Genomic DNA, 14,175 nt, shown 5'->3' with positions numbered 1-14,175 from the left:
AACATTTTTATAAACAGGCAGAGGCGCCCGGAAGCGCCTCTGTATAAAATCGATGAGTATGTTATTGTTGCTAGTGTCTGCCGCGCAGAATTCGCGTGATTTCATCTATTGCCTGGTGTCTGACGCTTGCCGCAGCATCCGCCGCGCGGCATAACCGTTGTTAATCCAGGAAATCTTCAGCGGCGTCCGGCTTTTTGGGTTGGGCGCCGCCTGCCATTCCGGCGAACCACACGTCTACGTTGCCCGCGATCATGGGGGGCAGCTTGCTTTTTACGAAATCTTTTACGGCTTCGATGGCTTTTACGGCCTGCTCGTCGTTAACGCCGGCTTTATCTTTCACTTGCTGGATGAGCTCTTGCATCTGGACTAATTTTATCGGTTTGGAATTCGGGTGATCAGGCTACCTTGAGTGCCACGAGCGTGCTTTTTTCGAGCTTATCGGCCGCCAGGGCACGGGTGAGCACGAAAGATTTTTCGGTGGTGCTGGGCAGGTTGAACATGGCATCCGCCAGTACCACTTCGCAGATGGAGCGGAGGCCGCGGGCGCCCAGTTTGTATTCCAGCGCTTTTTCCACGATGTAGTCCACTGCATCGTCTTCCACGTCGAACTCGATGCCTTCCACCTTGAACAGTTTTTTGTACTGTTTGATGAGGGCGTTGCGCGGTTGGGTGAGAATGGCTTTCAGCGCGTCTTTATCGAGGGTGTTCAGGTAGGTTACCACCGGCAGGCGGCCCAGCAGTTCGGGGATGAGGCCGAATTGCTTGAGGTCTTGCGAATTCACGTAACGCAGGATGTGCTTGCGGTTTTGTTCTTCCTGTTCCTTGTTCACCGTGAACCCGATGGAATGGGTCTGGATACGGCGGGAGATGATCCGGTCTACACCGTCGAACGCGCCGCCGCAGATGAACAGGATATTCTGGGTATTTACCTTGATGAGTTTTTGCTCGGGGTGCTTGCGGCCGCCTTGCGGGGGAACGAGCACTTCGGTGCCTTCCAGGAGTTTAAGGAGGCCTTGCTGAACGCCTTCGCCGCTCACGTCGCGGGTGATGGACGGGTTATCGCTCTTGCGGGCGATCTTGTCGATCTCGTCGATATACACGATCCCTCTTTCGGCGGCTTCCACGTCGTAATTGCAGACCTGGAGGAGGCGGGTGAGGATGCTTTCCACGTCTTCGCCCACATAGCCGGCTTCGGTGAAAACCGTAGCGTCTACGATGGTGAAGGGAACGTTGAGGAGGCGGGCGATGGATTTGGCGAGGAGGGTTTTACCCGTACCGGTTTCGCCGACCATGATGAGGTTCGATTTTTCGATTTCCACGTCATCTTCCGTTACCTGCTGGTTGAGGCGTTTGTAGTGGTTGTAAACGGCCACGGCGAGGATTTTCTTCGCATCGTCCTGACCGATCACGTATTCATCCAGGAAATGCTTGATTTCCACCGGTTTCGAGACTTTCGGGACGAAGTGCGAGGGGCCGCTTTTGCGGGGCGCTTCGCCTGCGGGGCTCAGTTCCTGCTCAATGATCTCCTGCGCGTTGGCCACACAGTTTTCACAGATATGGCCGTCTGCACCTGCGATCAATATCCTTACCTCGTCTTTGTTCCGGTTGCAGAACGAACAGCGTATCTTGGATTCTTTCATTTATCTGGTTTTTAGTGTAAGGCTGTTGCAGCCTCGATTACGAGGTTACAAAATTACGGTTTTTTGCCGGGTTTCGGAAGGGGAAAACCTACCCGTTGCCCCATCCCGCTTTCAACTTAACAAATTCTTACATATGATGGATTATTGCCGTTCGTAGCCCGGTTTGGCGGGTTGGGGAAACAAAAAAAACGCTCCCGGTCGGGAGCGTTTTTTTATGCGTTTGTCCGGAGATTACTGGGGTGTGTTGCCACCTTCCACAGCTTTCTTGCGGGGATTTTTGTCCAGAACGTCGTCGATGATACCATATTCCTTGGCTTCGTCGGCCGTCATCCAGAAGTCGCGGTCGCCGTCTTTTTCCACTTTTTTCACGGGTTGGCCGCAGTGGGAGGCGATGATTTCGTTCAGCTCTTTTTTCAGCTTCACGAATTCGCGTGCGGTGATCTCGATGTCGGAGGTTTGGCCTTCCGCACCGCCGTGGGGCTGGTGGATCATTACGCGGGCGTGCTTCAGGGCAGTGCGTTTGCCTTTGGTGCCGGCAACCAGCAGTACGGCGCCGAAGGAGGCGGCCATGCCGGTGCAGATGGTGGCGATGTCGGGCGAAACGATCTGCATGGTATCATAAATACCCAGACCGGCATATACGGAGCCGCCGGGGCTGTTGATGTACATCTGTATATCGCGGTTACGGTCGGCCGATTCGAGGAACAGCAACTGTGCGGTGATTACGTTGGCCACATAGTCGTTCACGGGATCGCCGAGGAAGATGATACGGTCTGCCATGAGGCGGGAGAACACGTCCATCTGCGTAACGTTCAACTGGCGCTCCTCGATGATATAAGGAGTGAGCGAATTGATGCGGGAGTTACGGGCATAACTATCTACAACCAGGCTGCTGATCCCGCGGTGGTGAATCGCATATTTCCGGAATTCGTCATTAATGTTCATGATGGTGATGTTTATGAGGTAATTTAACAAAATCTTCTGCAGTAATTTCCTCTTCTTTTACGTTCACCTTGGTTTCGGCCCAGTTGAACAGCTTCTGGGTAATGAGCTCACGATAAGTCTGGTCCACGTATTTCTCGTCTTGCAGCAGGCGCTCCAGGTAGCTGTCCATCCACTCAGCCTGGTCGCCGCCGAGGCCGTAGTAAGACAGGAGCTTGGTGCGGGCGTTGTCTTTCAGTTCGTCGAAAGAAACGTCGATTTTGTTATCGCGGATCAGTTTGTCGCTGATGAGCGTCCAGCGCAGCTGATGGTCGAAGTTCGGGTATTCCTGTTCGGCTTCGGCTTCCGTTTTCGGGTTTTCGCCGCCTTTCTGGAGCCAACGTTTCAGGAACTCTTTCGGGAGTTCGATCGGCGTTTCGTGCACCAGCGTCTCGAACAGGTCGTTGTGCAGGTGGTTGGTGGCTTCCTGTTTCCAGTATTTGCCGATCTCTTCGCGGAGTTTTTCGCGGAAAGCTTCGGCGGTAGCGATGTTCTGGCCGGGGTACACTTCGTTGAAGAATTCCTCGTTCAGTTCACGTTTTTCGATCAGGGTCAGCTTGGTGATGGTGAGCTGGAAGTATTTTTTCGCAGCGTCTTTATCGTTAGCGAGGCCGAGGTCTTTGGTGATGTATTCGATACGGTCTTTATCGAAAGCTTTGGAAAGCTGGAACACGATGGTGTCGCCTACTTTTTTGCCCATCAGTTTTTCCTGTGCGGCGGCGGAGAAGGTTTTTACAAGCAGTGAGTTTTCTTTTTTCTCTGCGCCTTCTGCGATGTTGCCTTTGCTGTCTGTCTCAATGAACTCGAGGTTCAACACATTGTTCTCGGAAGTAACGGTTTCGGGCTCGCTGGATTTGCCGCCTTTCAGTTGCAGACGGTCCAGTTCCTGGTCAACGATCTCGTCGGTCACCTTTACGCTGTAGCGGGTGAGGGAAGTTTTCGCCAGCAGGGGATCTACGTCGAACGCAGGTTTGAGGCCCACTTCAAAAGCGAAGTCGAATTCCGCAGGTGTATTGTAATCGAAGTTTTTCGGTTCGTTCTCGAGGGAGAGAGGCTGGGCGAAGATTTCCAGCTTTTCGGTCTGGATATAACCCATCAGTTCCTTTTCCACCGTTTTCAGCACTTCGTCTGCAAACAGCGCCTGGCCGCTCATTTTTTTGATCATGCCGGCGGGAACCTGGCCTTTCCGGAATCCAGGGATGTTGGCTGTTTTGGAAAAATGCTTGACAGCTTTCTCGAAATTAGGAAGGTAGTCTTCCTGGCTCACTTTCACAGTGATCTTATCATTTAATAAACCAATGTTCTCTCTGGTTACGGTTGCCATTTTTGCTTTTTGTTAATATTAAAAACACAGAAAATATACTTGTTCGTCTTTCCGTGCCCAATCCCGTCAACCAAGATTGTGCCACGGGCCCGCAGTGCGGAAAACCTGCCTTTTTAGCAGGGCGGGCGGGCCGCCAGACCGACAGAATATCACCGACCGGGCCGCAAACGAATTTTTGGCTTCCTCTAAATCAGTTAATCTCAACGGTTTGTGAAAAAATGCCACTGCCGGCGAAGCGCGAAGATAGTGCGTTTTCCCGAAATTATGGCCCCGGGGTAGTCATATTAGGGCGGATCTTCATGCGTGCCCTCAGCGCCAGGCCCGCGGCGTAAACCGGAACGGCACTTCACCGGCGACAACGATCCGCGGGGGATCATCCCCGCTGCCAGTTCTCCGGGAAAATGGGCCCTAGCGCCCCGAAAGATTGCTGATTTTCATTTGCCGCTCCATTTTTCCTTAATCGATCAGCGCCAGGAGGCGGTCGCGCACCAGCAGGCAGGCGCCGGCCATGCCCGCATGTTCTCCCTTGCGGGAAAGCACGAGCCTGGTATCGTTATTCACCAGCGTCAACGAAAATTTATTGATCGCGCTGCGGATGGGCAGTAAAATGTAATCGCCGGTGGAAGCGAGCGCCCCGCCGAGGATCACTACTTCCGGGTTGAGGATATTGATGAGGATGGCGATCCCCCGGCCGAGTTTTTCCCCGATTTCCGCGATGAGCTCGATAGCGAGGGTATCTTCCTGCTTCACGGCGGCGAGGATGTCTTCCAGTTGCACATCGTCCGGATTGGGGATGCGCCTGGCCACGACGCTGGTTGCCCCTTCGCGGAGGCGGCGGATGAACAGGCGGGTGAGCGCGGCGCCGGAAGCTTCCGTTTCCAGGCAGCCTTTCTTTCCGCAATGGCAAAGGATTTCGTTGTCGAAAACCGGGATATGGCCGATGTCTCCCGCGAAGCCGGATTTGCCGTAATATAATTGTCCGTTCAGCAGCAGCCCCATGCCGATGCCGTGCTCGAGGTTGATAAAGAACGCGTTTTTCTCGTGATAGGCGCCGCTGCTGAATTCACCGTAAGCCACGGCGCGGGAGTCGTTTTCCAGGAACGTGGGAATGCCCAGCCGCTGCTCGATCACCTTGCTGAGCGGGTCTTCCTGGAAATGGAAGAAGCTGTAACTGTAACCGGAGCGGTAATTGATGCGGCCGGAAAGGTTTACGCCGATGCCGATGACTTTCCTTTTCCCTTTTCCCGAAGCGGCGATGAACCCGGTGATGATGTCGCACAGCCGGCAGAGGGCTTCCGGGGTGTTCTTGAGATGGAAAGGCACCTTTTCCTGGGTGCGGACGAGGTTGTTCCGGAAATCCCCCAGGCCGAGGTTCACATAATATTGCTTGATATCCACCCCCACGAAAAAGAACGAATCCGGTTCCAGACCGTACACATTGGGCCGCCGGCCCGCCGCCGCCTCAATCTTCCCGTAATCCTTTACCAGTCCGTCGGCGATCAGTTCGTTGATCAGCTCGCCTACCTTCGGCACGCTGGCGTTCAGCTCGCGGCTCAGGTCGGCGATGGTGGCGTTGCCCGCGTTCACGAACCACGACAAAATCTGCTTCTTCTGCTGCAGGTTCTTGTACGCTACGCCCGTGATGGCATCGTTGCGGAGATCTTCGAAAAAGGTGTGACGGCTCATGTCGCTGCTACTTCATTAAAGGGTTCAAAGTAGCAAAATTTGCCCCAAGGTTTATATCCATATCATTTATTAAAATAATTAAAAAACTAGTTGTAGTATTCTAAATAAAATTGTTATTTAGTGTCCTGCATTATACCGGGCGCCGTCGAAGCGGGACGCGTGCCGGATATGATCGAGAACCCGTGGACCGGTAGCCGCGTTATGAGAAACTGTGCTTCCTGGCAACCGTTCCGCTTTCATCTGTAAACCGCTTTTCATGCAATCGATTTTCGTCGGGAGAAGGAAAGGCTGTCCGCAATGGCCCGCCGCCGCGTCTTTTGTTACGATCCGATTCAGAACTTTTATTATCAACTTATGAACCTGTTACAAATCGCGGAGCAGTACCGCGACAACCTGCTGAACGATGTGATCCCATTTTGGCTGAAACATTCCATAGACGAAGAGTTTGGCGGATTTTTCACCTGTCTCGACCGGGAGGGGAACGTTTTCGATACCGATAAATTCGCTTGGCTGCAGGGCCGCCAGGTGTGGACGTTCGCCATGCTCTGCAACAGGCTGGGCATGCGCGACGAATGGCTGAAAACCGCCGAGCACGGGGCCGATTTTATGTTGCGCCATGGCCGGGACGCAAATGAGAACTGGTATTTCAGTCTTACCCGCGAAGGCCGCCCCCTCGTGCAGGCGTACAACATTTTTTCCGACTGCTTCGCCGCCATGGCGTTCGCGCAGCTGGGCAAAGCCACCGGCAAGGCGGAGTATGATGATGTGGCGCTGCGCACGTTTCAAGGCATTCTTTCGCGGTTCAGCCAGCCGAAGGGCCACTACTCCAAAGCCGTTCCCGGGACGCGGCCGCTGAAGGGGCTATCGCTCCCCATGATCCTTTCCAACCTGGTGCTGGAAGTGGAACATGTGCTGCCGCGCGAAACGGTAGACAGCACCATCCGCGAATGCGTGCGTGCGGTGATGGAAGATTTTTACGATCCGGAAACCGGGCTCATCATGGAAAACGTGACGCCAAACGGGCGGCTGTCGGATTCTTTCGAAGGCCGCCTCGTATCGCCCGGGCACAGCCTGGAATCCATGTGGTTCCTTATGGACATCGCGCATCGCCTGGGCGATGAAAACCTTATGCATAAGTGTAAAGACATCGCTTTGCGCATGCTTGCATTCGGATGGGATGGAGAATTCGAAGGGATTTTCTATTTTTTGGACGCGAAAGGACGGCCTCCGCAACAACTGGAATGGGACCAGAAGCTCTGGTGGGTGCATCACGAAGCCATTGTGGCCATGCTGAAAGGTTACCGCTACACCGGCGACGAGCGTTGCCTCCAGTGGTTTCACCGGTTGCATCACTATACCTGGCGGCATTTCCGCGACCCCGCGTTCGGCGAATGGTTCGGGTACCTAAACCGCAGGGGAGAAGTGCTGCTGCCGCTGAAGGGCGGGAAATGGAAAGGATGTTTCCATGTTCCGCGCTCGCTGTTCCTCAGTTGGAAAACGCTGGAGGAGATCGCCGTTTCGCAAACCGTAACTGTATAACCAACCAGATTTGATCGTATTATGGCCAACGTACTTATGCCCGAAATGAGCGTCCGCCGGGGCGCTTCGCCCTCGTCCCGCAATTATCTGCCCGCGCTGCTGTCGCTCGCAGTGCTGTATTTCATGCTGGGTTTCATCACCTGCCTCAACGATACGCTGATCCCGTATTTCAAGGAAGGGTTTACGCTGAGTTACATGGAATCGTCGCTCGTGCAGTTTTATTTCTTCGCCGTGTACGGGATTTTTTCCATTCCAGCCGGGCGGATCGTATCGCGCATCGGGTTCCGGAAGGGCATGGTGGCGGGGTTCCTCGTGGCGGCGGCGGGTGCGCTGCTGTTTTACCCGGCGGCCTTGCTGCATGCGTATTACCTTTTCCTGGCGGCGCTGTTCATTGTGGCGGTGGGGATCGTGTTCATGCAGGTGTCTGCCAACCCGTACATCGTGGTGCTGGGGCGGCCGGAAACGGCTTCATCGCGCATGAACATGATCCAGAGCGTAGGTTCCGTGGGCACGATCGTGGCGCCTTTGTTCGGTGCGGCGGTAATATTGCCGGGGATGGCCGCCGGCGGCTCGTCGGCCGTGAAATATCCTTATGCGGGGATCGCGTTGCTGCTGGTCGTGATCAGTGCGGTGTTGTGGCGGATGAAACTGCCGGAAGTGCGGCCTGTGGAAGATGGTCAGGCGGAAGGCGGATCGGCGCTGGGTTTCAGGAACCTGAAGCTGGGGGCGCTGGCGATCTTTTTTTATGTAGGGGCCGAAGTGGCGGTGGGGTCTTTTCTCACCAATTACATCGCCGATACGCTGGCCATCACGGAGCAGGAAGCGAACCGCTATGTATCTTTTTATTGGGGCGCGATGCTGATCGGGCGGCTCCTGGGCGTGGGGGTACTGCGCGTGGTGCGGCCGGAAAGGATGCTGGTGATCAACGGGCTGGCGGCGATCGCGCTGATCGTGGTGGCTATGGCTACCGGCGGGCCGCTGGCGGTGTGGGCGCTCATCAGCGTAGGGTTGTGCAATTCGGTGATGTTCGCCATTATTTTCTCGTTGTCGGTAAACGGCGTGGGGAAGCATATCACGCAGGCGTCGGGTATCCTGTCTACCGCTATTTCCGGCGGAGCGGTGATCGTGGTGTTGCAGGGATGGCTGATCGATAGCGCATCGTGGACAACGGCTTTCATCATCCCGGTCCTGTGCTACGCGTATATCGTTTTCTATGGTATCGAGGGATGTAAGCCCCGGCGGACCGGTCATGCAAAATCGGTTTAGTTTGTAAATAAAATTAAAAACATGCTGCTAGTTGACGATAATTATCCAAAAATATTTCCTACTAGCTTAGTATTTTTAAAATAATTTTCTATCTTTAGCCTGTACGATAAAAAATTGAGGTAATACCACGTTAGAGAAGCCCGGGAACCCAACGAACGCCAACGAACTGATGCAGCGTGTTTAAATCCGGCCCGGGGGAGAAACAGGGGAAGGCATGCGCGCTTCCTGGACCATCAGCAAAAAAAATCAAACTGGGAATGGATAGAGAAGCTGGTTTGCGCGTAGGCGCGGACGGGGATTTCTATTTCCTTCCCGGAACATGAGAACGTAATCAGCCAAAAGCAAAACAAATTCGCTACAAGATGAATATGCAGTAACCGTCACTAATTACTGTTACAGATAACCAACCCTGTGCGACCGCTTCGCGCACGGGAAGTGTTTTGTCTGCAACGGGTCCGCGTACCGATGTATTAAATCACTTAAATCAAGCAACAACCTACGCTATGTTATTTCCACTGAAGGTCAATTCCGGCATTGCTGCCGACAGGGCGATCCTGCGCTTGAAATTGACGTTGGGACTGTTTTTCGCCGCCGGCGCCGCCATGGCAGCCGACCCCCTGGCGGAGAACCGTCCGGATAACGCGAAATCCACTGTCAGCGCCGGCAATATACCCGCCGCATACTTCGCTCCGAAAGACACCGGCATCGTCGTGAAAGGCCGCGTGACCGATTCAACGGGGATGCCCTTGCCCGGGGTTTCCATCACCCTGAAAACCGACCCGCTGAAAGGTGTGCAAACGAACGGATCGGGAGAATACACCATCAAGATCGCCGGCCCGTCGACCCTCGTTTTCTCTTTCATGGGCTATATCAAACAGGAACTGGCCGTTACCGACAGCCGCACGCTGAACGTGGAATTGAAAAGTTCCGATAAAATGCTGGGTGAAGTTGCCATCGTGGCCTTCGGCACCCAAAAGAAAACCACGATGGTCGGCGCTGTCACCACCATCAATCCCAAAGAGCTGAAAGGCCCTACCAGTAACCTTACCACCATGCTCGCCGGCCGGCTGGCGGGCGTGATCGCCATGCAGACTTCCGGTGAACCGGGGAAAGACAATGCCGACTTCTTCATCCGCGGCGTCACCACCTTCGGCAGCGGCAAGGTAAATCCGCTCATCCTCATCGATGGCCGGGAAAGCACGCCCAGCGACCTGGCGCGCATCCAGCCCGACGATATTGCCGGTTTCTCCATCCTCAAAGATGCGACGGCTTCCTCGCTCTACGGCGCCCGCGGCGCCAACGGCGTGATCCTGGTGGCCACCAAATCGGGGGGCATCACCAGTACGCGTTTCAACGTGCGGGTAGAAAACTCCAATTCCAGGAATACACAAAGCCTGAAGCTGGCAGACAACATCACGTACATGCGCCTCGCCAACGAAGCGGGATTCAATTCGAATGCCACGACCCGGCGCTATACCGAAGACGCCATCCGCCACCGCGTGAACAAAGACAATCCCTACGTATATCCCAACAACGACTGGATGGACCTGCTGCTGAAAAACAGTACCAACAACCAGCGATATAACTTCAACCTGAGCGGCGGTGTGGAAAGGGCGCAATATTATGTTTCGGGGACTTACAATATTGACAACGGCCTCCTCCGCACGATCGACGACAACTCGTTCAACAGCAACATCAAGGCGCGTAACTACGAGATACGTTCCAATATCAACGTGAAGTTGACCAAAACTACGGAAGCGATTATCCGTACCACGGGCCGGTTCTACGACTACCGCGGGCCGCAGGGCGGCTCCAACCAGTTGTTCACGAACGCGTCGCGCGCCAACCCGGTAGCCTTCCCGGCCTATTTCCCGGCTTCTTTTGCGCCAGACGAGAAGAACCCGCTGTTCGGCAGTGCGCGCATGACGAACGGCAACCTGATGATGAACCCCTTCGCCGATGCGGTTTCCGGGTTCACGCAGAACAACAATTCCACCCTCATCGCGCAGCTGGAGCTGAAGCAGGATTTCGGCTTCCTCGTGCCGGGGCTCAGCGGCCGGGTGATGGCGTATACCCAGCGTTACGCCGAGTTTAACCTCAGCCGCCGGTTCAATCCGTTCTATTATATGGTAACGGTAGATCCGGAAGAAGGCGTTCGCGGCCTGGAGCCCCTCAATCCCGGCGGCGGTACCAAATATCTCAACTTCCAGGGCGGAGACAGGAAAGCGAATTTATACACCTATATGGAGGCCGCGCTGAACTATAACACGACGATCGGTAAAAAGCACAATATCGGCGGCATGCTCATTACGCTGCTTTCCAATAACGTAGACGGTAATGCGAACGACCTGTTGCTGGCGCTTCCCCGGCGCAACCAGGGCTTGTCTGGCCGTTTTACCTATGACTACGATTCCCGCTACCTCGTGGAATTCAACTTCGGATACAATGGCTCGGAGCGCTTCGAAAGACGTAACCGCTTCGGCTTCTTCCCCTCTGTGGGCGCGGGCTGGAATGTGAGCGGGGAGAAATGGTTTGAGCCGTTCCTGCCCGTTGTGAGCAGGCTGAAGTTCCGCGGAACATACGGTGTGGTGGGTAACGACCAGATCGGTTCCGGAACCGACCGCTTCTTCTATCTGGCCAACCTTTCGCTCGGCGGCGGCGGCGGATATTATTTCGGCGACAAGTTCAATTACGGCGGCGGCGGTACTGTCATCAACCGTTACCCCAACCCGTTCATTACCTGGGAGCGTGCATACAAAACCAATATCGGCATGGAGCTGGAGATGTTCAGGGACTTCACATTGCAGGCCGACATTTTCAAGGAACGCCGTACAGACATCCTGCTGTACCGCTACAATATTCCTTCCACCATGGGGCTCCGGTCTATCCAACAGGCCAACGTGGGCGTGGGTGAAGGCAAAGGGGTAGATATGACGCTGGAATACAAGCGCACCCTGAACAAAAATTCCTGGCTCAACGTACGCGGTACATTTACCTATGCTACGACGAAGGTGGTGGAGAACGAAGAGCCGGCTTACGACAAAAGCCTGTGGCACCTCCGCCGCGAGGGACGTTCCGACCAGGTACGCTGGGGATATGTTGCAGAGCGCCTGTTCACCGACGAACATGATGTGGCCAACTCGCCTTCCCAGTTTGGTATCCGTGAGCTCGCCGGCGGCGATATCAAGTACGTGGATATCGACGGAGACGGCATGATCACGGATCGCGACCAGGTGCCGATCGGGCACCCCGCGCGTCCGGAAATCAACTATGGGTTCGGTTTTACGTATAAATACAAATCATTCGACATCAGTACCTTCTTCCAGGGATCGGCGCGCTCTTCCACTTACATCGATGCAGGTGGCATCGCCCCGTTCATCGAAGGTTCCAATTCGCAGCGCGGGTTGTTGAAAGTGATCGCAGACGATCACTGGTCGGAATCTAACCAGGACCCTTACGCCTTCTGGCCCCGCGTCCATTCCACCGTGTTTTCCAACAACCTCATGACTTCCACGTGGTGGTTGCGCAACGGCGCCTTCCTCCGCCTCAAAACGGTGGAGCTGGGATATGAACTGCCCGATCGATTGCTGAAGCGTATGCACCTCAACGCCCTCCGGCTGTACGTGAACGGCCTCAACCTGTTTGCCCTGAGCAGCTTCAAGATGTGGGACCCGGAAATGGGCGGCGCGCAAGGCGGCGGCAACAACAATGCCTTCAACTATCCCGTGCAGCGCGTGATCAACGTCGGCATCAACCTCGGATTTTAATTTCCTGACACAAGAACGCATTTATCATGAAACGGAATTTCAGATTCATCATATACGGCACCGTACTGGCCACCGCACTGGGGACCGCCTCCTGCCAGAAAGGCTTCCTGGACGTGGTGCCCGACAACGTAGCTACGCTCGACGATGCCTTCTCCAATAAAACGGAAGCGGAAAAATACCTCCGTACCTGCTACTCCTTCCTGCCATCAGTAGACCCGGTCAGCAATATCCTGTACATAGGAGCGGATGATATGTGGACGTACCGGTACGGCCAATACTCCTACCAGTCGCCATGGAAGATTGCGCTGGGCGAACAAAACGCCGGCTACCCCTGGGTGAATTTTTGGGACGGCGAAAACCACGCACAGCCGCTCTGGATCGCTATCCGAGAGTGCAACATCTTCCTTGAGAATATGTACGAAAACGGGGTGACCCGCCGTATTCCCTACCTGAGCCCCGAAGACCAGAAGCGCTGGATCGGGGAGGTAACCTTCCTGAAGGCGTACTATCATTTCTGCCTGTTGAAAAACTACGGGCCCATCCCGATCGTGGACGTCAATATCCCCGTGAGCGCAACGCCGGAAGAAGTGAAAGTGTTCCGCCAGCCGGTAGACGAAGTTGCGCAGTACCTCGTCAACACGCTCGACAAGGCCATACCCATGCTGCCCACGGAATTAACCAACAGGGTAAACGAGCTGGGGCGTATTACCAGGCCGGCAGCCATGATGCTGAAAGCACGCGTACTGGCCGCATGGGCCAGCCCGCTCTTCAATGGCAATACGGATTTCAACAGCCTGAAAGACGGTAAAGGCACGCAGCTCTTCAATCCTGCGTACGACGCCAACCGCTGGGCGCTGGCCGCCAAAGCGGCGGAGGAAGCCGTTGCGGAATGCGCTGCGGCGGGGATCCATCTGTATGAATTCAATTCGCCCTTCGTAAGTATCACCGACGCCACCCGCTATCAGCTGAGCACCGCCGGCGCCCTCAACGCCCGCGAAAACCAGGAAGCCATCTGGGCGCTGACGGGAAGGGCCGGCCAGACCGCTGTGCTGCAAACGCACAACGCGCCGAAGTACCTGATGTCTAGCCGCGACAACTACATTGGCGGGTATATGTCGCCCACGCTGAAAATGGCGGAAAACTTCTACACCAAGAACGGTGTTCCCATTTCGGAAGACAAAACCTGGAACTACCAGGGCCGTTACGATCTGCGCGTGGCCAGGCATGAAGAGCGGTTCCACGTTCAGGAAGGATATACAACGGCCAGCCTCCATTTCGATCGCGAGGAAAGGTTCTATGCAAACCTCGGCTTCGACGGTGGCAGGTATTTCCTGGAAGGGAACAAGACCGACGAAAAGTCGTCCAACATCCAGGCGAAATACGGGCAACCGCAAGGCAAAGCCAGCGAAGAGTTTTACAGCGTGACGGGTTATTTCGTGAAGAAGTTCATCAACTATAAATTCAACCAGACCGATCAGGCGGTAACTACCGAAACCTGGGCATGGCCCGAAATGCGCCTCGCCGACCTTTACCTCATGTATGCCGAAGCACTCAACGAATCCGGTCAAAGCGCCCGTGCCATCGAATACGTAGACAAAGTGCGCGAAAGGGCGGGGCTGAAAGGCGTGGAGGAATCGTGGGCCAATTTCTCGAACCGGCCCACCAAATTCACGACCAAAGAGGGCTTGCGGGATATTATCCGCCAGGAAAGGCTCATCGAGATGGCATTCGAAGGCCATCGCCTCTGGGACCTCCGCCGGTGGAAGCTGGCCGTCGAATACATGAACCAGCCGGTAGAAGGATGGGATATTCTGCAGAAGAACGCGGCCGATTATTACCGGAAGAAACAAGTGTTCAACCAGCGCTTTGTGGCGCCGCGTGATTACCTGTGGCCTATCAAGCAGCACAATCTCATCATCAACACCAACCTGCTCCAGAACCCGGGCTGGTAAATTCCCTAACGCCAAATGCG

The 14,175-nt window shown here is 54.9% G+C and carries 9 protein-coding genes; 4 read left to right on the top strand and 5 right to left on the bottom strand.

Going from position 1 to position 14,175, the window contains the following annotated elements; translation table 11 throughout:
* Positions 1–160: 160 nt before the first annotated feature.
* The 5 genes from EJ361_RS04715 to EJ361_RS04695 form a co-directional block, all read right to left on the bottom strand.
* Positions 161–361 carry a DUF2267 domain-containing protein gene (locus tag EJ361_RS04715; RefSeq protein ID WP_126244204.1) on the bottom strand — a complete coding sequence of 67 codons (201 nt, stop codon included), beginning with the start codon at positions 359–361 and terminating at the stop codon, positions 161–163.
* 34 nt (positions 362–395) lie between these two features.
* Positions 396–1,640 carry an ATP-dependent Clp protease ATP-binding subunit ClpX gene (clpX, locus tag EJ361_RS04710; protein WP_126244203.1) on the bottom strand — a complete coding sequence of 415 codons (1,245 nt, stop codon included), beginning with the start codon at positions 1,638–1,640 and terminating at the stop codon, positions 396–398.
* A gap of 231 nt (positions 1,641–1,871) precedes the next feature.
* The gene (clpP, locus tag EJ361_RS04705) at positions 1,872–2,585 is read right to left on the bottom strand and encodes an ATP-dependent Clp endopeptidase proteolytic subunit ClpP (RefSeq protein WP_126244202.1); all 714 of its coding nucleotides are present in this window, start codon (positions 2,583–2,585) and stop codon (positions 1,872–1,874) included.
* Positions 2,575–3,945: a trigger factor gene (gene tig, locus EJ361_RS04700; RefSeq protein ID WP_126244201.1), complete on the bottom strand. Its 1,371-nt coding sequence runs from the start codon at positions 3,943–3,945 to the stop codon at positions 2,575–2,577. The genes clpP and tig overlap by 11 nt, the downstream gene beginning before the upstream one ends.
* Positions 3,946–4,401: 456 nt before the next feature.
* Complete coding sequence (locus EJ361_RS04695) at positions 4,402–5,631, bottom strand: ROK family transcriptional regulator (protein ID WP_126244200.1); 1,230 nt, start codon at positions 5,629–5,631, stop codon at positions 4,402–4,404.
* Between the two features lie 354 nt (positions 5,632–5,985).
* Here EJ361_RS04695 and EJ361_RS04690 point away from each other — a divergent pair, with 354 nt between their 5' ends.
* The 4 genes from EJ361_RS04690 (at position 5,986) to EJ361_RS04675 (ending at position 14,155) form a co-directional block, all read left to right on the top strand.
* A complete protein-coding gene (locus EJ361_RS04690) occupies positions 5,986–7,170 on the top strand; it encodes an AGE family epimerase/isomerase (protein WP_126244199.1) in 1,185 nt (394 codons plus the stop codon).
* A gap of 21 nt (positions 7,171–7,191) precedes the next feature.
* Complete coding sequence (locus EJ361_RS04685) at positions 7,192–8,436, top strand: sugar MFS transporter (protein ID WP_205686938.1); 1,245 nt, start codon at positions 7,192–7,194, stop codon at positions 8,434–8,436.
* A 503-nt stretch (positions 8,437–8,939) separates the two neighbouring features.
* Entirely contained in the window at positions 8,940–12,203 is a 3,264-nt protein-coding gene (locus EJ361_RS04680; protein ID WP_205686937.1) for a SusC/RagA family TonB-linked outer membrane protein, read from the top strand.
* A gap of 26 nt (positions 12,204–12,229) precedes the next feature.
* Positions 12,230–14,155, top strand: coding sequence for a RagB/SusD family nutrient uptake outer membrane protein (locus EJ361_RS04675; protein ID WP_126244198.1), 1,926 nt, complete (start codon positions 12,230–12,232; stop codon positions 14,153–14,155).
* The last annotated feature ends 20 nt before the right edge of the window (positions 14,156–14,175 follow it).

Origin of the sequence: Chitinophaga rhizosphaerae (genome assembly GCF_003958645.1) — a bacterium.
GTDB lineage: Bacteria > Bacteroidota > Bacteroidia > Chitinophagales > Chitinophagaceae > Chitinophaga > Chitinophaga rhizosphaerae.
The sequence above is the reverse complement of the archived record's forward strand: the minus strand, read 5'-3'. Positions and strand labels throughout refer to the sequence as shown.

Excerpts from the sequence above, each read along its gene's own strand:
- EJ361_RS04715 (WP_126244204.1), bottom strand. The coding sequence starts at position 361 with ATGCAAGAGCTCATCCAGCAAGTGAAAGATAAAGCCGGCGTTAACGAC.
- clpX (WP_126244203.1), bottom strand. The coding sequence starts at position 1,640 with ATGAAAGAATCCAAGATACGCTGTTCGTTCTGCAACCGGAACAAAGAC.
- clpP (WP_126244202.1), bottom strand. The coding sequence starts at position 2,585 with ATGAACATTAATGACGAATTCCGGAAATATGCGATTCACCACCGCGGG.
- tig (WP_126244201.1), bottom strand. The coding sequence starts at position 3,945 with ATGGCAACCGTAACCAGAGAGAACATTGGTTTATTAAATGATAAGATC.
- EJ361_RS04695 (WP_126244200.1), bottom strand. The coding sequence starts at position 5,631 with ATGAGCCGTCACACCTTTTTCGAAGATCTCCGCAACGATGCCATCACG.
- EJ361_RS04690 (WP_126244199.1), top strand. The coding sequence starts at position 5,986 with ATGAACCTGTTACAAATCGCGGAGCAGTACCGCGACAACCTGCTGAAC.
- EJ361_RS04685 (WP_205686938.1), top strand. The coding sequence starts at position 7,192 with ATGGCCAACGTACTTATGCCCGAAATGAGCGTCCGCCGGGGCGCTTCG.
- EJ361_RS04680 (WP_205686937.1), top strand. The coding sequence starts at position 8,940 with ATGTTATTTCCACTGAAGGTCAATTCCGGCATTGCTGCCGACAGGGCG.
- EJ361_RS04675 (WP_126244198.1), top strand. The coding sequence starts at position 12,230 with ATGAAACGGAATTTCAGATTCATCATATACGGCACCGTACTGGCCACC.